This window comes from Priestia sp. TRM10 (assembly GCF_057808375.1).
In genome coordinates, this window is the sequence record NZ_JBJZOT010000007.1 from 217,504 (window position 1) to 238,605 (window position 21,102).

At 35.9% G+C, this 21,102-nt stretch carries 21 protein-coding genes; 19 read left to right on the plus strand and 2 right to left on the minus strand.

Translation table 11 applies throughout. The annotated features are described in order from the left end of the window. Nucleotides 1–61 precede the first annotated feature (61 nt). Nucleotides 62–1,387: a GntT/GntP/DsdX family permease gene (locus ACK3CR_RS06265; protein ID WP_268582384.1), complete on the plus strand. Its 1,326-nt coding sequence runs from the start codon at nucleotides 62–64 to the stop codon at nucleotides 1,385–1,387. Nucleotides 1,388–1,682: 295 nt separating this feature from the next. After that, a complete protein-coding gene (locus ACK3CR_RS06270; RefSeq protein ID WP_243514331.1) occupies nucleotides 1,683–2,540 on the plus strand; it encodes a dimethylarginine dimethylaminohydrolase family protein in 858 nt (285 codons plus the stop codon). A 30-nt stretch (nucleotides 2,541–2,570) separates the two neighbouring features. Here ACK3CR_RS06270 and ACK3CR_RS06275 read toward each other — a convergent pair whose 3' ends face one another. Together ACK3CR_RS06275 and ACK3CR_RS06280 are read right to left on the minus strand one after the other, a co-directional pair. Then, nucleotides 2,571–4,067, minus strand: a complete 1,497-nt coding sequence (locus tag ACK3CR_RS06275) for a sodium:solute symporter family protein (protein WP_243514330.1) — start codon at nucleotides 4,065–4,067, stop codon at nucleotides 2,571–2,573. Further along, nucleotides 4,067–4,270 carry a DUF3311 domain-containing protein gene (locus tag ACK3CR_RS06280; RefSeq protein ID WP_243514329.1) on the minus strand — a complete coding sequence of 68 codons (204 nt, stop codon included), beginning with the start codon at nucleotides 4,268–4,270 and terminating at the stop codon, nucleotides 4,067–4,069. Before ACK3CR_RS06280 ends, ACK3CR_RS06275 begins: the two co-directional genes overlap by 1 nt. 372 nt (nucleotides 4,271–4,642) lie before the next feature. Here ACK3CR_RS06280 and ACK3CR_RS06285 point away from each other — a divergent pair, with 372 nt between their 5' ends. The 17 genes from ACK3CR_RS06285 (at nucleotide 4,643) to ACK3CR_RS06365 (ending at nucleotide 21,095) form a co-directional block, all read left to right on the plus strand. Further along, nucleotides 4,643–5,524, plus strand: a complete 882-nt coding sequence (locus ACK3CR_RS06285) for a foldase protein PrsA (RefSeq protein ID WP_243514328.1) — start codon at nucleotides 4,643–4,645, stop codon at nucleotides 5,522–5,524. 308 nt (nucleotides 5,525–5,832) lie between these two features. Then, the gene (locus ACK3CR_RS06290; RefSeq protein WP_019393769.1) at nucleotides 5,833–6,561 is read left to right on the plus strand and encodes an amino acid ABC transporter ATP-binding protein; all 729 of its coding nucleotides are present in this window, start codon (nucleotides 5,833–5,835) and stop codon (nucleotides 6,559–6,561) included. A 25-nt stretch (nucleotides 6,562–6,586) separates the two neighbouring features. Then, nucleotides 6,587–7,408: a transporter substrate-binding domain-containing protein gene (locus tag ACK3CR_RS06295; protein ID WP_113713830.1), complete on the plus strand. Its 822-nt coding sequence runs from the start codon at nucleotides 6,587–6,589 to the stop codon at nucleotides 7,406–7,408. A 73-nt stretch (nucleotides 7,409–7,481) separates the two neighbouring features. Further along, complete coding sequence (locus ACK3CR_RS06300) at nucleotides 7,482–8,135, plus strand: amino acid ABC transporter permease (protein WP_019393767.1); 654 nt, start codon at nucleotides 7,482–7,484, stop codon at nucleotides 8,133–8,135. 14 nt (nucleotides 8,136–8,149) lie between these two features. Next, nucleotides 8,150–8,800 carry an amino acid ABC transporter permease gene (locus tag ACK3CR_RS06305; protein ID WP_243514324.1) on the plus strand — a complete coding sequence of 217 codons (651 nt, stop codon included), beginning with the start codon at nucleotides 8,150–8,152 and terminating at the stop codon, nucleotides 8,798–8,800. 151 nt (nucleotides 8,801–8,951) lie between these two features. Then, on the plus strand, nucleotides 8,952–9,518 hold the full coding sequence (locus ACK3CR_RS06310) for a shikimate kinase (RefSeq protein ID WP_243520964.1): 567 nt from the start codon (nucleotides 8,952–8,954) through the stop codon (nucleotides 9,516–9,518). A gap of 181 nt (nucleotides 9,519–9,699) precedes the next feature. Then, nucleotides 9,700–12,321 carry an endonuclease gene (locus ACK3CR_RS06315; RefSeq protein ID WP_488975060.1) on the plus strand — a complete coding sequence of 874 codons (2,622 nt, stop codon included), beginning with the start codon at nucleotides 9,700–9,702 and terminating at the stop codon, nucleotides 12,319–12,321. Nucleotides 12,322–12,484: 163 nt separating this feature from the next. Next, the gene (locus ACK3CR_RS06320; protein WP_019393763.1) at nucleotides 12,485–12,595 is read left to right on the plus strand and encodes a YjcZ family sporulation protein; all 111 of its coding nucleotides are present in this window, start codon (nucleotides 12,485–12,487) and stop codon (nucleotides 12,593–12,595) included. Nucleotides 12,596–12,787: 192 nt separating this feature from the next. Next, complete coding sequence (locus ACK3CR_RS06325; protein WP_243514321.1) at nucleotides 12,788–13,726, plus strand: phosphate/phosphite/phosphonate ABC transporter substrate-binding protein; 939 nt, start codon at nucleotides 12,788–12,790, stop codon at nucleotides 13,724–13,726. Between the two features lie 90 nt (nucleotides 13,727–13,816). Further along, nucleotides 13,817–14,587 (plus strand): phosphonate ABC transporter ATP-binding protein, encoded by a 771-nt coding sequence (gene phnC, locus ACK3CR_RS06330; protein ID WP_243514312.1) that lies wholly within the window; start codon nucleotides 13,817–13,819, stop codon nucleotides 14,585–14,587. Continuing rightward, nucleotides 14,584–15,393, plus strand: coding sequence for a phosphonate ABC transporter, permease protein PhnE (phnE, locus tag ACK3CR_RS06335; protein ID WP_488975061.1), 810 nt, complete (start codon nucleotides 14,584–14,586; stop codon nucleotides 15,391–15,393). The genes phnC and phnE (ACK3CR_RS06335) overlap by 4 nt, the downstream gene beginning before the upstream one ends. Beyond that, a complete protein-coding gene (phnE, locus tag ACK3CR_RS06340; RefSeq protein WP_430239612.1) occupies nucleotides 15,390–16,193 on the plus strand; it encodes a phosphonate ABC transporter, permease protein PhnE in 804 nt (267 codons plus the stop codon). Before phnE (ACK3CR_RS06335) ends, phnE (ACK3CR_RS06340) begins: the two co-directional genes overlap by 4 nt. Before the next feature lie 475 nt (nucleotides 16,194–16,668). After that, nucleotides 16,669–17,283, plus strand: a complete 615-nt coding sequence (locus ACK3CR_RS06345; protein ID WP_243520962.1) for a DUF47 domain-containing protein — start codon at nucleotides 16,669–16,671, stop codon at nucleotides 17,281–17,283. Between the two features lie 12 nt (nucleotides 17,284–17,295). Next, a complete protein-coding gene (locus ACK3CR_RS06350; RefSeq protein WP_243514297.1) occupies nucleotides 17,296–18,294 on the plus strand; it encodes an inorganic phosphate transporter in 999 nt (332 codons plus the stop codon). 69 nt (nucleotides 18,295–18,363) lie between these two features. Further along, a complete protein-coding gene (locus ACK3CR_RS06355; protein ID WP_488975062.1) occupies nucleotides 18,364–19,020 on the plus strand; it encodes an MOSC domain-containing protein in 657 nt (218 codons plus the stop codon). 267 nt (nucleotides 19,021–19,287) lie between these two features. Continuing rightward, nucleotides 19,288–20,076 carry a 5'/3'-nucleotidase SurE gene (gene surE / locus ACK3CR_RS06360; protein ID WP_488975063.1) on the plus strand — a complete coding sequence of 263 codons (789 nt, stop codon included), beginning with the start codon at nucleotides 19,288–19,290 and terminating at the stop codon, nucleotides 20,074–20,076. Further along, nucleotides 20,076–21,095, plus strand: coding sequence for an ABC transporter substrate-binding protein (locus tag ACK3CR_RS06365; RefSeq protein ID WP_488975064.1), 1,020 nt, complete (start codon nucleotides 20,076–20,078; stop codon nucleotides 21,093–21,095). The genes surE and ACK3CR_RS06365 overlap by 1 nt, the downstream gene beginning before the upstream one ends. The last annotated feature ends 7 nt before the right edge of the window (nucleotides 21,096–21,102 follow it).

A 21,102-nucleotide genomic window follows, 5' to 3' on the forward strand; every position in this document is an offset into this window, starting at 1 on the left:
AGCACTCTTTTCTCGCCGCTCTTATGAAAGCGTTTACCAAGTGGGGGGAGAGGGATTCAATATGGATATATATGTATTGACTATTACTTTATTATCTATTGTAATTGTTATTTTAGGAGTATCATGGTGGAAATGGCATGCCTTTATTAGTTTAACTGTTGCAAGCTTATTTTTAGCCATTATGTCGGGATTATCAATGGATAAAATTGTTGGTGCCTATGAAACTGGGGTTGGAAGTGTTTTAGGGCATTTGGTTGGAATTTTAGCATTAGGGACAATTTTAGGGAAAATCATGTCAGATTCAGGTGCTGGAATGCAAGTAGCCGATTTCTTTGTTCGATTGTTTGGAGTGAAGAAATTACCGTGGGCAATGTTATTTTCAGGTTTTATCATCGGAATCCCTGTCTTCTTTGAAGTAGGAATTGTCATCTTATTACCTCTTGTTATCTCTATTCGTAAAACAACGAAACAAAATATTTTGCTAATTGCGATACCTGTTATTGCGGGGCTATCTATTGTACATGGTCTTGTACCCCCACATCCAGGAGCTATGACTGCAATCGGTATTTATAATGCTGATCTTGGAAGAGTCCTTCTTTACTCACTCATTATTGCCCTACCTACAGCTATCATCGCAGGTCCATTGTTTGCAAAATGGGTGCATAAACGCGTGATTCCTGAAGGAGAGCCAGAGTTAGTTCGTGTGAATACAAGTCTACAAAAGTTACCAAGTGTAAGAGTTTCATTTTTCGTTATTCTATTACCTGTTCTATTGATGATATTGTCTGTTGTCGCACCATATATCACAATGCCTAATGTATTGATGAATTTCTTCGTATTTATTGGTAGTCCTGTCATTGCGCTTCTCATCTCTTGTTTCGCGGCCTTCTACCTACTTGGCATGCGTCAGGGGATGGATAAAAACTTCATTAAAAAATTAACAGATGAAAGCTTATTACCAGTTGGCTCAATTATTTTGATTATTGGTGCTGGTGGTGGTTTCAAACAAATTCTTATTGATAGTGGCGTAGGAACAACGATTGCGAATATGTCCGAAAGTTTATCTCTATCTCCCATTGTTTTAGCATTTATGGTAGCCGGATTAATTCGAATTGCAACAGGTTCAGCAACAGTTGCTTTAACAACAGCAGCCGGAATTGTTTCCCCCATTATTGCAAATATGTCAGGTGTGAACTTGGAATTACTTGTTATAGCAACAGGAGCAGGATCACTCATGCTCTCACATGTAAACGATGCTGGTTTTTGGCTAGTAAAAGAATACCTAGGATTAACAGTAAAAGAAACCTTTAAGACATGGACAGTAATGGAGACATTGCTTTCATTTATCGCTTTCGGAGCTGTTTTACTGTTCGATATGTTCATTTAAAGGCAAGCTCCTTCTGCAGATCTGTAGAAGGAGTTTTTCTTTATTTTATAAGGGAAAAGTACTTTGATGGACACGTAAATTTTAAGTACAGATATGGGAGCGGAAAACTTTGATGAAATGGATATACTAGGGATATAGTCGGAAGGAAGAAACAAGAAGATAATAGAAGACTATATACATAATTAGATTCAATCTGATATAGTCGCAGCCCATCTAGACCATCGAAATTTCTACATGTTATATCTTCATGAAAAACGGGAACAATAAACATAACGTATATAGAGGAGGAAAAAACTTGCTACCAGAACAATCATTTCAACCACTTGTTCCAAGATGTAACACTGAATATGAACCATTACGTGATGTGTTTTTATGTGAACCAAAGCATATGACAATTGTCGATGTGATTAACGAAACACAGAAGCATTTTAAAGATGAAAATATTAACGTCGAAAAAGCCATGGCACAGCATAAACAGTTTGTAGATACGTTAAGAAAGTATAATGTAAATGTTCATCTTTTAACTCCTGGGGAAGATCGTCCAGAGCAGGTTTTTGCAAGAGACATCGGCTTTACGATTGGAGATAAAGTGTTTATTGCTGGGATGAGCAATGATATTCGTTTTGATGAGCAGAAAGTGTTAAAGCAGGAGTTAAAAAACTTAGGAATCGATTACATAGATTTAAAAGGGACGAACATTGAAGGCGGAGATGTTGTTGTTGATGGAGATCATGTTTTTGTCGGAATTAGTGACCGTACAACAGAAGAAGCAGTAGAGGTATTGAGAGGGCATCTGGAAGGCTACGAAGTTGTTCCTATTCCATTTCATCCTAAATATCTCCATTTAGACTGTGTATTTAATATTTTATCTCCAAAGGAAGCTCTTGTATTTAGAGGAGCAATGGAAGAGAAATATGAAACTGTATTAGCGAAACATTATGATTTAATTCATGTTGAAGAAGATGAACAGTTTACGTTGGGAGTGAACGTGCTTTCAATTGGAAACAAAAAGGTCATCAGCTTGCCAATTAATAAGAATACAAATAAAGAATTGAAAAAAAGAGGCTATGAAATCGTTGAAGTGGATATTACAGAAATTATTAAATCAGGCGGTTCCTTCCGCTGTTGTTCAATGCCTATTGTAAGAAAATAAAAGAGCGGCTTTTAAAGCCGCTCTTTTATTTTATGCACTTTTAGAATTACCTTCCTCTTTATTCGCACTATAGAATAGTGTGTTTACAACATCATTTCGAGAACGCTGTGCTTTTTTTACAAAGAAAGGATTTATAATGGCCATTGTTATGACGTTTGCGCTAAGGCCCCAGAAACCTTCATAAATACCAAAGGATGAACCTGTTGAATAAACCGTAAAAGTTACAATAAGTCCGACTAAGAGTCCAAAGGCAGTTGCTTCTTTTGTTTGATTACGCCAAAATAAGCTGATGACAATTGCCGGGAAAATCTGAACCATTCCAGATACTCCTAAGAGTTGTAAAGAAACAAGAGCTTGTGGGAAAAGGAGCCCAAATAAAAGAGCAAGGCCAATAACAACAAATACCATTGAACGAGTTACAAGTGTTAATGTTTTAGGATTTACATCTGGCTTAATCAAATCGCGATAAATGTTATTCGCAAATAGATTTGATGCTCCGATTGCCATGATTGAACAAGGAATTAAAGAAGCAAGAGCAATTGTTGAGTAAGCAAGTCCTTGTCCAACTCCACCGTATGAAATTTGAATGAGATTTAATAGAGCGAACTTTGGATTTGTATCTTCAGGAAGAACCAGAGCAGCGACAAATCCAAGGAAAATAACGAGAATAAGCACAATATTATATAAAGGCAAGAAGATAGCATTTTTGCGAAGTGAATCTGCACTTTTTGCTGTAAATACACCTGTTGCTGCATGAGCCCACATAAAGAGAGCAAGTGCTGATACAAGGGAAGCGGTAATGAACCATGGAATCCCTTTTGGACCTTCCGTTGGGAGTGTAAGCATTTCAGGTGCTTCTTGTGAAATCTTATTAATCATTGTTCCCCAGTCCCCAAAATGAATAATAGGAAGAGACACAACCATGAAAAGCATAATAACCCAAACTAAAATATCTTTAATAATAGCTGTATACGTAGGACCTTTAATTCCGCTAAAAAATGTATAAAGACCAACAAGAAGAAAAGAGATAATAACAACTACCTTTACATTGATATAACCTGTACCTGCAGCAGTAAGAGTATCTTGAATCCCGCTAAGCTGTAAGCAAATGTAAGGGATAAGCATTAGTACACCAACAATAGCGATTAAAGAAGATAGAAACTTACTGCTAAACCGTTCACGAGCATAATCGGCAAGTGTTGTTAAACGATGTTTGTTTGCGACACTCCACAGTTTTGGTAAGAAAAAGTAAGAGATGAAAAAAGCAATAACGGAATATGGAATCGCAAAGAAAGCAGTGCTCCCTCCTTGGTAAGCAGTACTTGTTAAACCGAGAAACGTATATGCTGTATAAAGATCTGCCCCAACTAATAGCCAAACAAGAATACTACCAAAACGTCTTCCTCCAACAGACCATTCTTCAACAGAGCTTCGCGATGATTTGTCCCGCCCTGCTAGAAAACCAATAAAGACAACAGCTAAAATGATACAACATGTGATTAACAGTGCTGTTAAATTTCCTTGCATTACTCAACATCTCCTTCTGTTTTTTGTACACGATAAATAATAAATGTAATAATAGGCGTTAAAATAATCCAAAGAAAGAGCCAAAAATGAAGTAGTGGTAATCCGAAAATAATAGGATGAATGCGGTTTACGAGAGGTAAAAAAGCAAACTGACCTACAAATGGAATTAATGATAATAAGAATATTGTGAATTTTTTGTTCAATTTAAATCCTCCTATACTTATGTATGCCCAACTAGGTTGTGATAATGTTCACTATGATAGCAACTCTGACATAATTAAGCAAGAGAATATTATTAAAATAGTTTGATAAAATAGAAATTTTAAAAAATAACGCTTTCATCTTAAGTTATTTATTTTTAATATGGTTTTTCAATTTACATAAAGGAAAAAGAAAATCTTTATAAAAAATAGGCAGCGGACATCTTCCTGACACATTCAATTGTTACATTATGAAAGAAGAACAAAAGAGCTTATGCTTATCTCCATAAAGATGCCTCTCTCCGGCATAAGCTCTTCCCTGTAAAAAATACATGCTAAACAAGCATTATAGAATAGAAAAAAGGAGTTTAAAAGATGAAGAAACTATTTAAACGTAAGGTTATGTATATTATTTTAAGCGTAGCTCTTGTCGCTCTCATTGTTTGCGGTGGATGGGTTTATTCAAAAGAAAAAGTTGTTGCGAGCGTTGACGGAAGCGATATTACCAAAGACGATGTGTATAACCTTCTAGCAGATCAAAATGGAGCAGCAGCTGTTGATACTCTTATTACCGAGAAGATTATCGATAAAGAAGCTGAAAAGGAAGATATTAAGATTACGGCTAAGCAAGTGAATCAAGAGTTAGATGATTTAAAAGAACAATACGGTGGAGAAGATACGTTTAATCAGACACTTGAAGCAAGTGGTGTGTCTTTAAGCTCTCTTAAAGAAGATATTAAAAAGAATAAAGAGATTGAAGAACTTTTACGACCATCCATTAAAATTACAGAAAAGGAAATGAAAGAATACTTTAATGAAAATAAAGATAGTTTTGCACAAGCAGCGCAAGTGAAAGCAAGTCACATTTTAGTTGATGATGAAAAAACAGCTAAGGAAATTAAAGAGAAGTTAGATAAAGGAGAAGATTTTGCAACATTAGCGAAAAAATATTCCACAGACACGGCAACAAGTGAAAGTGGTGGAGAGCTTGGATACTTTGAAGAAGGCACAATGACTGATGAATTTGATAAAAAAGCTTTCTCGATGAAGAAGGGAGAAATTAGTGACCCTGTCAAAACAGACTATGGCTATCATATTATTAAGGTAGAAGATGTTAAAGAAGCCAAACAAGCAAGTTATAAAGATAGCAAAGCACAAGTAAAAGAAGCAATCTTCAATGAGAAACTTCAAACAGAATATTCAACATGGTTAGAGAAGAAGAAAAAAGAATATGATATAACGAACAGTTTTGAATAATAAAAGACCTCCCCTTTTAGCATACCTATGTTAAAAGGGGAGGTCTTTCTTGTTTGAAAATAAATCTTTTGGATTATATGGAAAAAGTTTTAAAAAAGTTTTAGCTATATTATCTATATGAAGCAATACATATTAACTATATATGTGTAAGAATCTGTAACAAGCTTGTTTACTTTGATAGAGAAAGATGTTAGAATTTACTAAAATATCAGAAGATTTTGACATAGACACTCTTTAACTTTATATAATTGAAGTAAGCTTATCTTTATTTAAACGTGCATAGATAAAAAGCACTTAGGGGGCCCATTATGATTACATTTGAGGGAGTTAACAAGCATTATGGAGATTTTCATGTTTTAAAGGATATTAACCTCGAAATTCATAAAGGAGAAGTTGTCGTTGTAATTGGTCCATCTGGCTCTGGAAAAAGTACAATGCTTCGCTGTATTAATAGGCTTGAAACAATCTCAGATGGCAAGCTTCTTGTGAACAGCGCAAGAGTAGATGATAAAAAAACGGATATTAACAAGCTTCGTCGCAACATTGGAATGGTATTTCAGCACTTTCATCTTTATCCACACAAAACAGTGCTTCAAAATATAACACTTGCTCCAATGAAAGTACTAGGGATTTCCCAAGAAGAAGCAAAAGAAACGGCTATGTATTACTTGAACAAAGTTGGCATTCCTGACAAAGCTTCCTCGTATCCCTCACAGTTATCAGGAGGACAGCAGCAGCGTGTTGCCATTGCACGGGGACTTGCAATGAAGCCTGAAGTTATGCTTTTTGATGAACCAACCTCTGCTCTTGATCCAGAAATGATTGGAGAGGTATTAGACGTTATGAAAGCTCTTGCGAAAGAAGGAATGACAATGGTTGTTGTAACACACGAGATGGGTTTTGCTCGTGAAGTAGCAGACCGTGTCGTCTTTATGGATGAAGGAAGAATCATTGAAGAGGCTACACCGGCTGAATTTTATGCGAACCCGCGTGAAGAGCGAGCTCGTTTATTTTTAAGCCGTATTTTAAATCATTAATTATTTAGGGGGAGTAGCTGTGTCGATGAAAAGATTACTAAAGATAGGACTTATTTCACTAATAGCTGTTGTTTTACTTGCAGGCTGTGGAAGCGGAGGAAGTAAAGAAACTTCTTCTTCAAGTGATGGGAAAAGTACACTAGAACAAATTAAAGAGAGAGGCAAGCTTGTTGTTGGAGTTAAAACTGACACTCGTTTGTTCGGATTGAAGAACCCGAGCTCAGGAGACATTGAAGGATTTGACATTGATATTGCCAAACAGCTTGCCAAACAAATTCTTGGAGACGAAAATAAAATTGAACTTAAAGAAGTTACGTCAAAAACGCGCATTCCAATGCTCCAAAACGGAGAAATTGATGCAATTATTGCGACGATGACAATTACAGATGAGCGCAAGAAACAAGTTTCATTCTCAGATGTTTATTTTGAAGCAGGACAGTCTTTACTTGTGAAAAAAGGAAGCTCTATTAAAGGAATTGATGATATTAAAGCAGGAACTAAAGTTTTAGCTGTTAAAGGTTCAACCTCAACTCAAAATATTCGTGAAAAGTCTCCGGAAGCAACTGTTTTAGAGTTTGAAAACTATGCTGAGGCATTCACTGCTTTAAAATCAGGGCAAGGGGATACGTTAACAACAGATAATGCTATTCTTTATGGTATGGCAGATCAAGATTCAAACTATACACTTGTTGGAGAACCATTTACAGATGAGCCATATGGAATTGCGGTGAAAAAAGGTGATGACGAGTTTGTAAAAGAAATCAATAAGGGCCTAGAAAAAATGAAGTCAGATGGAACCTATGATGAAATTTATAAAAAGTGGATTAAAGAAGATCCATCAAAATAGAAAGCACCATTTTTAAGCAGGATAAGCAGTTGCTTGTCCTGCTTCCTTTACTAGAGCAAAGGAGTGAACATCTATGCTTGATTTCTCAATTCTCACCAACAATTGGGATTTATATATACAAGGATTTAGAAACACAGTTTTAGTAAGCTTAATTGCACTTGTAGCAAGTTTTGTATTAGGTGCTATTATTGCTGTTATGAGGATTGCCCCTATTAAAATATTAAATACAATTGGAACTATATATGTAGAATTTATTCGTAATATCCCGCTTTTGCTTATTGCCTTTATTTTTTTCGTTGGTCTTCCTTCTATTGGAATTCGCTTAACTGGATTTGTAGCGGGAACAGTTGCACTCTCCATTTACACCTCGGCTTTTATTGCAGAAGCCATTCGAGCCGGGATTATGGCAGTTCCTAAGGGACAAACGGAAGCTGCTCGTTCATCAGGTCTCACCTACTTACAAACTATGTTTCAAATCATCTTACCACAAGCAATCAAAATTGTTGTTCCACCGCTTGGTAACCAGTTTATTAACCTTGTAAAAAACTCTTCAATTTTAAGTGTCATAGCAGGACTTGATTTAATGTATTTTGGTGACTTAGTTGCATCTGCAACATTCGTAACGTTTGATGTTTACATTTTCGTTGCTCTGTTTTATCTTGTGCTTACAATTCCGCTTAGTTTGGGTGTTGGCTATTTAGAAAAACGGCTTGCACGTAGCAACTAGAAAGGGGTGGAACAATGGACTTTGTTGGAGCTTATTCAATGGATCACTTGCAATTTTTATTTCAAGGTTTTTTGGTCACACTAAAGGTTGCCTTTATTTCAATTATTCTCAGCTTTGTTATTGGAAGCATTGTTGGAATACTACGCTATGCTAAAATTCCTGTTGTTTCTCAAGTGCTCGCTGTCATTGTTGAAATTATTCGGAATTTACCGCTATTGTTAATTATTTTCTTTACGTACTTTGCACTCCCTGAAGTTGGAATCAGCTTAGGGATTACAGTTTCTGCTATCGCTGCTTTAACCATCTTTGAATCAGCTATGTTATCCGAGATTGTAAGAAGTGGTTTAAAATCAATTGAAAAAGGACAGATTGAGGCTGCTCGTTCATCAGGTCTTACTTATACTCAAACAATGTTTGGGATCATTCTTCCTCAAGCATTAAAAAGAATGGTTCCTCCAATTGTGAGCCAATTTATTTCCCTGTTAAAAGATACGTCTCTTGCCGTTGTTATTGCTTTACCAGAGTTGACTCATAGTGCACAAATTATTAATGGACAAAATATTAACTATGTGTTGCCAATCTTCTTATTTATTGCCGTCATGTATTTTGTTGTAAATTATGGTTTATCTCTTGTAGCGAGAAGACTTGAGAGTAAAACAGCATAGTAATAAAGAAGGGAAGACGTTTAAGGCGTGCTTCCTTTTTTATTCAGCAATATAGTACCACTCTTGTCTTTCTTCCCTTATAATGAAAATAATGAAGAGAACTTGTAGCATATTCACACACGAGGGAAGAAAGGATTGAACAGAATATATGATGAGTTATATGAGACAAATCCCTGTAAGGGAAAAAAATATTGTATTAATTGGTTTTATGGGTGTTGGAAAAACAACAATTGGTCAACTAGTAGCGAAAAAACTTTACAGAGATTTCATAGATATAGATGTGGAAATTGAGAAAAATGAAAAAATGCTTATCAAAGATATTTTTAGTAAATATGGAGAGAAAGAATTCCGCCGTATTGAAAGGGAAACAATCGCTGATATTTGTCAGGCTAAGCGCTGCAAAGTTGTCTCCCTAGGAGGAGGAGCTTTTCAACAAGAGGAGGTTCGCAATGTTTGTTTAGAAAACTGCATTGTCCTATTTCTTGATTTGTCATGGGATCGTTGGAAGGAACGGTTGGATCTTATTATTGAAAGCAGACCTGTTTTACACAATCGTACACTTGAAGAAATGCAGGAGCTTTTTAATGCAAGACAAGATGCTTATTCAAAGCATAACTCAAGAGTTCAGACAGACAATCTTGTAGCTGAAGAAGTTGCTGATTATATTGTTGATACCTTAAAACTTGGTTGGGATATTTATCAACCTCAAAAAGATTAAGATAGAAGCCTAAAGCGATCAAGCTTTAGGCTTTTTTAATTTTGGATGAGAGAATGTAACAATTAAATGGAAAAATTAGAAAAATTTACGATAATTTAATATATAGTTCATTTCATGCAAATATTCGCCATATATCCTTTTAAATAGAATGATCATATTACAAGATGGAGGAGATAGACAAATGTTACATAGGTGGTTAGGAAAATGTGGTCTTGTAATGCTTATGCTTCTAGGCATATTTATGATGTATCCACTAACAAACGGACAAGCTGAAGGACCAAAAGATCCGGCTCCTGAAATTGTTCCTAAAAATGCAAATGGGTTGAAAGTTTTATTTGACAATACTCATGCCCAAACAGCGGGAGCAGCAGATTGGGTGATTGATGGAGCTTTTTCAGATTTTGCCAACGGAATTGCTAACAATGGTTATTATGTAAAAGAATTACGAAAAGAGACGCCTATTACTCTCAATGATTTATCTCAATATGATGTGTTTGTAATCCCAGAAGCAAATATTCCTTTTAAAACATCTGAACAAGAAGCAATGATTCAATATGTGAAAGAGGGAGGAAGTATCTTTTTTATTTCTGATCATTATAATGCTGATCGAAATAAAAACCGATGGGATTCATCAGAGGTAATGAACGGTTACCGTAGAGGAGCATATGAAAATCCTGCAAAAGGTATGACAGCAGAGGAAGCTTCTTCAAAAGCGATGGAAGGAGTCGAAAGCTCAGATTGGCTTTCAGACCACTTTGGCATTCGTTTTAGATACAATGCACCAGGAAATATTAATGCAAATAAAGTTGTTTCTTCAAGTGAATCATTTGGTATTACAGAGGGAGTTCAAACAGTTGCAATGCATGCTGGTTCTACACTTGCTATTACAGATCCTTCTAAAGCAAAGGGAATCGTTTACTTGCCTGAGGGGCTGGATGCAGGGGATAAGTGGAATAATTCAGTTGACCAAGGGATTTACTTTGGTGGAGGAGAAGAGGAAGGACCTTATGCAGCTATTTCGAAACTAGGATTAGGAAAAGCAGCATTCATTGGAGACTCTTCTCCTGTTGAAGATATAACTCCTAAGTATAAACGAGAAGAAACAGGTGGAACAAAACGTACGTATGATGGTTTTAAAGAAGAGGACGATGCAACGCTTTTACTTAACACAATTGATTGGCTTGCAAAAGAGGAGAGTTATACTTCGTTTGAAGAAAAGGGTATTCCCCTTGATGAGCCTTCTCCTATGCTAGAAACAGAAGAGCCAGCAAATTCAAAAGAGCCTCAAGCAGAGCCTTGGTCACAGCCTGCAAAAGGGTATAAGTGGTACGATGCTTCAACATTTGCTTCTGGTTCATATGGCTCATCAGAAAATCCACCTGTTCAGGCTTCTTATGAACTTATTCATCAAGATATATTGCCAAATGACGACGAATTCCAACTTCGTATAAGTGCAAAAGGAGTAGAACCAAATGCAGAAATAAGTGGTCTACAAATCGGAATGTATGTTGAAGGAGGAATGCAAGTAGCCCAAGTAAAAAGTGAAAATGGTACATGGCCGTCCTCTTATGGGTACAGCACGCCCTTTTTGTTAAAAGCGGGTCCAAACGGTGAAGCAACTATAGATTTAAAAATGAGAGTGAAGGAAGGGACAAAAGGAGACGTTAATCTACGCTTAAGGAAAGACGGAGAAAATGTACTAACTAAGTCTGTAAAAGTTGATGATGTGGCAATCTCTCCCCTTCCAGAAGAAAATACAAAAATAACAACAATTAAACAAGCTAGACAAAGTAAACTTGGCCAAATGGCAACAGTTGAAGGAATAATAACATCTCAACCAGGAATTTTTGGTGGGCAAGGTTTTTATATACAAGATGATACAGGAGGCATCTATGTTTTTCAGCATGAAGCTGATTACAATGTTGGAGATCAGCTAAGAATAACGGCTCAAACAGATGTATATAACGGAGAATTTGAATTAGTTAATCTAGCTTCCATTGAGAAAATTGGAAAGACACAAGTTCCAGACCCAAAAGTTGTTACCAGCTTAAATCAGGAAAACCAAGGCGAGAAAGTTCAGCTTAAGGAAGGCAAAATAAGCAACATTACTTCTGGCCAAGGAGCGTTTGAGTTTAATCTTAGTCATGGGAACAATATAACAAAGGTTCGAGTTGATCATAGAACAGGAATAACACAAGATGAATTCCAACTTCTATATAAAGAAGGAGATATAGTCACGATTAACGGAATATCATCTATTTTTAAAGGAACATATCAGCTTAAGCTATTGAGTTTAGATGCTATTGAGAAAGTCGTTTCTCAAGATATCACACCGCCAACAATCGAAGACATGGGCGATATGTCTGTATTTGTAACAGGTGAGTTTTTACAAGAAATTCAGGTGAGAGATAATCAAAGTGGAGTAAATGATGTTATTGTCACACTCAATGGAAAAGAAAGCAACAACCTTCACTTAGCGCCAATGGAGCTACCTCCAGGAAAGTATCCTGTTACAATTCGCGTAACAGATAAGGCCGGAAATGAGACATCTAAAACATATGAGCTTCTTGTTAAGCTTGACGTAGATCATCTTGATGAGTTACTAGAAGCTGGAAATGAAAGAGGGTATCTTAAAAATAAAGGAGCGTTTGTTTCCCTTTCAAAGCAGATTTCAAATATACAAAAGGCAAAGTCTTCTTATCTTCAAGAACAGAAGTTAGAAAACCTGCTTCGTCATATTGAAAAACATAGTGGAAAAAAAGTAGCTGAAAAATTTGTTCCGTACTGGAAAATTATAGATTAAGAAAAAACCTTAGTATAGCCTATATACTAAGGTTTTTTCTGGATATTCGCCCATTCTATCTAGATTACTTCACCATCTCTTCTAAAATACATACGATACAAGTAACAGCTCAGCAAAAAGAGCTGCTCACAAAAAATGATTTTGTAAAAGGAGAGGTTTACTTATGGGTCAAGGATGTAATGATGGTTACGGTGTAGGTTTCGGCGGAGGTTTTGCTTTACTAGTTGTTCTTTTCATTTTGTTAATCATCATCGGCGCATCTTACTGTTGTTAATAAGAAATAAAAGGTGGCTCTCAGGAAGAGTCACCTTTCGATTTTATAAAATAGATGTAATAAATTCTAACGAGTTTACAGAATATTAATCCAAATTAACATATAATTTACAGCTGGAAAATACACAGTAAATATTTGGTTGGTAAAGTTTGTATGTACGACAAAACACTACATATTTTTAGGGGGCATAATATGTTTAAGAAACTGATAGGAGTTGGTATGTCAGTTGCACTTGCTGCAGGTGTACTAGCTGGTTGTGGAAACAATGAGGAAGCATCAACATCTTCTGGATCTAACGGAGAAAGCGCAGAGAAAAAAGAGCTAACTGTACAATTTGTTCCGTCACAAAACGCTGATACGCTTGAAGCAAAAGCAAAGCCGCTTGAAAAGCTATTAAGTGACGAGCTTGATAGACCTGTGAAAGTTAGTGTTTCTACAGATTACAATACAATTGTAGAAGCAATGGCTTCAAAGAAAGTAGATGTTGGCTTTTTACCACCAACAGCTTATGTTTTAGCAAAAGACCAAGGAGCAGCTGACGTTATTCTACAAGCTCAGCGCTATGGAGTAAATGATAAAGACGGTTCCCCAACGGACGAGCTTGTTGATTCTTATAAGTCTATGTTCATCGTAAAAAAAGATTCTGGTATTGATAGTTTAGAAGATTTAAAAGGGAAAAAGATTGGCTATCAAAACGTAACATCTTCAGCAGGTTATGTATGGCCAGCAGCCTCTTTAATGGACGTTGGACTTGATCCGCTAAAAGATGTACAACCTGTGACATTGAAAGGTCATGACCAAGCTGTTATTTCTTTATTAAATGGAGATATTGATGCAGCTGTAACATTCCAAGACGCACGTACAATCGTTCAAAAAGATTACGAAGATGTATTTGATCAAACAAAAGTAATTCATTATACAGAACCGATTCCTAATGATACTGTTGCTGTTCAATCTGATATGGACGAAGACTTAAGAAAAGACATTCAAGAAGCGTTTATTAATATCGGAAAAGATGAAGAAGGCAAAAAGATCATTCGCGATATCTATACACATGAAGGTTATGTAAAGTCTGATGATAGCAAGTTTGAAATTGTACGAGAATATGGAGAAAAAGTAAAAACAGAGTAGTGAAATGAGGATATTAGAGAGAAAAATCAAGATGGCTGAGCCTTCAGCCATCTTTCTGTTGTCTATACTTACAAGAGTGGGGGATTCTAAATGATTGAATTTAAAAATGTATCTAAAGTTTATCCAAATGGAACAAAAGGATTAAATAATATTAACTTAACGATGCAAAAAGGAGAGTTTATCGTTGTTTTAGGACTTTCAGGAGCTGGGAAATCTACTCTTTTACGTTCAGTTAACCGGCTACATGAAGTAAGCGGGGGCGAGATTATTGTGAATGGAAAATCCATTACAAAAGCAAAAGGAAGAAACTTGTATGAAATTCGCCGTGATATTGGAATGATTTTTCAAAACTTTAATCTCGTGAAGCGTTCGTCAGTTCTTCGTAACGTTTTATCTGGTCGTGTTGGCTATCATTCAACATTACGTATGATGTTAGGGATGTTTCCGCAACATGACAAAGAGCTTGCTCTAAAGGCGCTTGATCGTGTAAATATTCTAGAAAAGGCTTATTCAAGAGCAGATGAGCTTTCAGGAGGCCAGCAACAACGTGTTTCAATTGCAAGGGCACTTGCTCAAGAGGCAAAAATTATTTTAGCTGATGAACCTGTTGCTTCTCTTGATCCTCTTACAACAAAGCAGGTAATGGACGATTTAAAAAGAATTAATGAAGAGCTTGGTATTACGACTGTTGTTAATCTTCATTTTATTGATTTGGCACGTCAATATGCGACAAGAATTATTGGTCTTCGAGCAGGAGAAGTAGTATTTGATGGAAGTGTTGATGAAGCAACAGATGAGAAGTTCGCCGAAATATACGGGCGTCCAATTCAAGATGAAGAACTAATGGGTGTTGCAAAATGAAAACTGTTCAAATTAAACAAAACCAAACCGTTCACTATAACAAAATGCCTTCAAAGAAAGTGAAACATATCCTAACTTTTATACTTTTACTTCTATTCATTTATTTGAGTGGAAAGCAAGTTGAGTTTTCACTTTCTAGCTTAGCAACGGGTTTACCTAACATTGGTGACCTTATTGTTCAAATGGTTCCCCCAAACTGGGCATACTTTTCAAACATTACAGCTCCTATATTAGACACTTTGCGTATGGCGGTTCTTGGGACAACATTCGGAGCATTGCTAGCTATACCAATTGCTTTATTATCTGCTCGCAATATTTTTCAAACAAAGGTTATTACAATTCCAGCTCGCTTTGTTCTAAATTTAATCCGAACAATTCCAGATCTACTTCTGGCGGCAATCTTTGTAGCTATTTTTGGAATTGGCCCGATTCCAGGCGTATTTGCTCTAACTGGCTTTTCACTTGGGATCATTGCTAAGCTTATCTATGAATCAATTGAATCGATTGATAAAGGACCGCTTGAAGCAATGACAGCTGTTGGAGCTAATAAAGTAAAATGGATTATGTTTGGAGTTATTCCTCAAGTTCTTCCACAGTATATTTCTTTTGTATTATATACGTTTGAAGTTAATGTGAGGGCTGCAGCTGTTTTAGGTCTCGTAGGCGCGGGAGGAATTGGTCTGTTTTATGAACAGACGCTCGGATTTTTTGAATACGACAAAACCTCTTCACTTATCGTCTATACTCTTATTGTTGTATTAATTATTGATTATATTAGTACAAAAACAAGGGAGAAGTTAATATGAATAATATATCGTTGCAGCCACCGGAAAGAACAGGGAAAAAGATTCGTAATGGTGCAATTTTAGCCATTGTTATTGCTATTTATGTTTGGGCTTTCGCAGGGATGCCAGCTCTTGAATTTAAAGATACGTCTAAAGAAATAGTTTCTGCTATTTTCTCAGGACTTCTTCACCCAGACTGGGATTATGTGTATTACCCAGATGGAGAAGACTTGCTTCGAGGTCTTTTAGATACGTTGGCAATCGCGCTTTTAGGTACTGTTATTGCAGGGTTATTATGTGTACCTTTTTCATTCTGGGCGGCAAAAAATATTGTGAAGAATAAAGGGATTTCTGGTGCAGGAAAGTTTGTGCTAAGTTTTATTCGTGTTTTTCCAGATATTATTATGGCCCTTCTTTTCATTAAAGCTGTTGGTCCTGGATCATTTTCTGGAGTACTTGCTTTAGGTATCGGCTCTATTGGAATGCTTGGTAAACTTTTTTCAGAAGATATTGAGAGCATTGATTTAGGACCAACAGAGGCGCTTGTTGCAACAGGAGCAAATCCTATAAAAGCAATCTGGTTCGCTGTTCTTCCACAAGTATTACCGAGCTATCTGTCATTTCTTTTGTATCGATTTGAAATTAATGTTAGAGCAGCAACTATCCTTGGGGTAATTGGGGCTGGAGGAATTGGAACTCCCCTTATTTTTGCCCTAAGTGTAAGGGATTGGGAACGAGTAGGAATTATTTTGCTAGGTATTATTATAATGGTCGCAATAATTGATTTCTGCTCAGGAAAAATCCGAGCACGTCTCACATAGAGAAAAAACCGTCTTTCAATAAAGGCGGTTTTTTTGTCCTCATTTTATAAAATAGAGAAAATTATTCTATAATATAAGGGAAAATAAAGGAATTAAATAGGACAATTTACATGGTTGAAATTTAAAAGTATAGGCACAATTGTAATGAGTAGCGAAAAAGAGAGAAAAATGTAGTAGATTATCGTTCTCTGTTTCACTAAAGGTATGTTATAATTTGTTTCGTGCTTTTAATAAAAGTACAAGCTGCGGAACGGATGAAAAATGGAAATAAGGATAGGCTAAAATGATAAGTCGTTTATTATTAGAGAGAAAATGATAAACGAGCTTTTTAAAGAGAAATAAAAATGCTGCTTTTTAGGAATGCTTTTATTAAAAGGGTTTTTAAAATTAAGTATATTTCTAATTTATTATTGCATAAAGCATGTAAATGTTCATTTTGGCTCTATGATAAATATTGGAGGGTTTGAAAGTGGCAATGAGAAAGAAAAAAGATAAATTTTCATTACTGTTAATGGAAATTGCGAAAAATTTGGATGAAACAGCGGATTTCTTTGTGAACTTTAAGGTAACAAATCAGTCCACTTTGAAAGAATTTGCGGACAAACTTAAAGAGTTTGAAACAAAAGGAGATAATCACGTACATGTTATTATTCGCGAATTGAATAAAGCATTCATCACACCGATTGAGCGTGAGGATATTCTTCAACTTACAATGAGTATGGATGATGTTTTAGATGGTATTGAAGCATTCTCAGCTTCAATGGAAATTTATTCTATCACTGAAACAGATGAGCATATGGATAAGTTTATTGGCTATATCCGTGAATGTGTTCGCGAAATCTTAGTAACAATTGAGCTTTTATCAAACAATCGTCTTAAAGATATTCAACCACATGCAATTAAGATTAAAGAATATGAGCACAATTGTGATAATTTACTTCGTAAATCTTTAAAGAACTTGTTTGCTCTTGTAAAAGATCCAATCAAAGTTATTCAATATAAAGAAATTTATGAAACACTTGAAGAAATTGCAGATAGCTGCCAAAATGTAGCAAACAATCTAGAAACTATCATCATGAAGAACGCGTAATGAGGGATTAGTATGGATTCTTTATTTGTCTTAACCATTTTAATTGTCATTTTTGCTTTAGCTTTTGATTTTATTAACGGATTTCATGATACAGCAAATGCAATTGCAACATCTGTATCAACGAAAGCTTTAAAACCACGTCATGCAATTATTTTAGCCGCAGTTATGAATTTTATTGGAGCGATGACGTTTACAGGGGTTGCTAAAACCATCACTAAGGATATTGCAGATCCCTTCAAGCTCGATAATGGACTAGTTGTAATTTTGGCTGCGCTTATTGCAGGGATTGCATGGAACTTGATCACTTGGTATTACGGAATTCCAAGTAGTTCTTCACATGCCATCATTGGGGCGATTGCAGGAGCAGTTATTGCTTCTTCTGGTTTTGGAGCTATTAACTATAATGGATTTATTAAAATTATTGAAGCACTTCTTATTTCACCAATCCTTGCCTTTGTTGTTGGGTTTATTATGTATACTATTATTAAATTGGTTTTTAAAGATAGTAACTTATCCAAAACAAACAAGCAGTTTCGTCGTGTGCAAATTTTGACTGCAGCTGTTCAGTCTTATACACACGGAACAAATGATGCCCAAAAGGCGATGGGGATTATTACAATGGCTTTAATTGCAGCGAACTTACAAGAAACAGATGAAGTTCAATTTTGGGTACAGCTTTCTTGCGCAATTGCAATGGGTCTTGGAACATCTATCGGTGGATGGAAAATCATTAAAACTGTTGGCGGGAAAATTATGAAAATCCGTCCTGTAAATGGAGTAGCAGCAGACTTAACAGGAGCAGCTATTATCTTTGGAGCTACATATATTCACCTTCCTGTTAGTACAACACACGTTATCTCTTCTTCTATTTTAGGGGTTGGCTCTGCTCATCGTGTGAAAGGTGTAAAATGGGGAACAGCTCAGCGTATGATTATTACATGGATTATTACGCTTCCGATTTCTGCAGCACTTGGAGCAATTATGTATTTTATTTTAGATTTATTTTTATAAGAGAAAGCGTAGGAGGTATTCCTACGCTTTTTTGTTTGTTAAAATAAGGTTAAAAAAGGGGGAAGAGTTTTGCAAGGACAAATAGTATCCGTTAACGTGGGAAAACCAAAAGAGTTAATTTATAAAGGAAAAAGTATTCAAACAGGTATTGAGAAACAGCCTGTAGATAAACCTCTTTTATTAACTAAAGTAAATTTTGTTGGAGATGGTCAAGCAGATCTTGTAAATCATGGGGGAGAAGATAAAGCAGTATGTGTTTATCCATTTGAACACTATGCTTATTTCAGCAGTGAAGTAGGGCTTTCTCTTTCTTATGGAGCTTTTGGAGAAAATCTAACGCTCCTTGGATTGACAGAAGAAAAGATATGTATAGGCGATGAATTTCAGATTGGAGAAGCTGTTGTACAAGTAAGTCAGCCAAGACAGCCGTGCTTTAAATTAGCTCATCGCCATGACACAAAGGATCTTCCTCTTCGTTTTCAGGAGACAGGTTATACAGGGTTTTATTTTCGTGTTCTTTCAGAAGGAGTAGTTTCTAAAGAAGACTCAGTTCAATTTTTAAGACGGCATCAAGATGAAATTACGATTTCATACATAAATGAAGTACAGTATAAGGATAAAAGTAATAAAGAAAAAGTGAAAAAAATTTTAAGTGTGCCATTTCTATCCCAAAGCTATCAAAATACGTTTATGAAACGGTTACAGTTATTAGAAAAGCAGAACTAGTACAATCTAGTTCTGCTTTTTGAATTGTGAAGGACGTGTAAAGAGTTAACATATTTTTTATAAAAGAAACGATAAAAAATCAAAAATAAGCCTATTTATAGCTCTTTTGCTTACTCAATTCTTTAATTATTAGCATATAGGACATTTACATAATGAATAAAAAAAGTATAAAGAATATTTATATGTCCTTTATAAATGTTCTTTAAAATAAAACTACAAGAAACATGTTATAAATGGTTACGGAAAGAAAGAGAGGTGAACAATTCTATGCGTTTCTTAATTACGAGCAGTAGCGGAATATTTTCACCTGCTGTAGGATCCATCGTTGAAGTTCTTAACCATTTTGGCGAAGTTTTCGTTGTTTGCCCTCATAAAGAGAACCCTTTGGCAGGTTATACGGTTACATTACATAAGCCACTAAAAGTTACAGAGCTAACGGCTTTTGGGGCTGAAATAAAATCATGGGTTGTAAACGGTACTTCAGTGGATTGCGTGAAAATTGGTATTGAGAAGTTGATTAAGAAAAAAATTGATTTTATTGTCTCAGGTATACATATAGGCTCACCGTCAGGAAGAGATCTTGCTTACTGCGGAGATATAGCAGCAGCAATGGAGGGCACGTTTTTTCAGATTCCGTCTCTTGCTCTTTCAATAGATGATATAGAAGAAAATGAGGTAAATTTTTCGTCTTTTAAAAAATATTTTAATGAACTTATAGAAGTATTCCTAGCTCATAAACATCCAAAAGGAGTTTGTTTTCATATTCATTTCCCCACTTTGTCAGAGAAAAACTGTCAAGGTGTAAAAGTGGTGGATTTTGATTTTACTTTTAGCCGCTACAAGTACGTTACCATACATGATGATCATCAGGATTTTTATGTACTACAACAAAAGGTGAGCGAAAGAAAAGATAAAGAAACTAGAGAGAACAACTCAACAAAAGCGAGTTACATAACTGTTACACCTTTAGAAAACTTAATAAGTCAGCGAAAGCATATTCGTCAATTAGAAAGATGGTTCAAAGACAAACAAATTATAGAGAAGGAGTTGCCATAATGAAGAAAAATTGGTTACTGAACGCATGTCTTGTTTCAGTTCTTTTACTTAGTGCGTGTGGAACAGAGAGCAGCAGTGGAGAAGAACGTAAGCAAGGGGATGTAGGAGGCACGCTTGAATTTTATACTTCACAACCTGATGAAGATGTTACAGAGCTCATTAAAGGGTTCAATAAAAAATACCCTGATGTAGAAGTTAAAGCTTTTCGTTCTGGAACAGAGGAAGTAGTGGGGAAGGTTCAAGCAGAGAAAAGAGCAGGGGATGTAAAAGCAGATGTTATGCTTGTAGCAGATAGCGTTACATTTGAAAAGTTAAAAGAACAAGATTTGCTTTTGTCCTATAAGTCGAAAGAAATCGAGCATATACCAGACGATTTTGTGGATGATGATTATATGTATACAGGCACAAAAATGATGGCAACAGTGCTAGCTGTAAATACGACAAATGTGAAAGCTCCTAAAGAAACGTGGAGCGTGTTAACTGATAAGAAAACAAAAGGGAAAGCTGTGATGCCAAGTCCTTTGTATTCAGGAGCTGCGGCTTATAATGTGGGCGTTATGAGCAGACAGAAGAATTTAAATTGGGATTTCTTTGACGAGTTAAAGAAGAACGATATGACCGTCGTACAAGGAAATGGTGCAGCATTAAAAGCAGTTGCGAGTGGCCAAAAAGACTACGGACTTGTGGTGGACTATCTTGCTTTACGAGCTAAAAAAGAAGGATCACCTATTGAACTCATTTATCCTAAGGAAGGAGTTCCGGTCATTACAGAACCTGTTGGTATTATGGAAGGTACAAAAAATGAAAAGGCTGCAAAAGCATTTGTTGACTATATTCTGTCAGAAGAAGGACAAAAGCTTTCTGCTAACCTTGGTTACGCACCTATCCGACAAGAGGTAGAGGCACCTGATGGTTTAAAGTCGATGGAAAGTATTCAAGTATTAGACTCCCCGTTATCAGAGCTGTATAAATCTCGAGAAGAAGATAAGGAGCGGTTTAAAAGAATTTTCGGAAACTAGAGAGGTG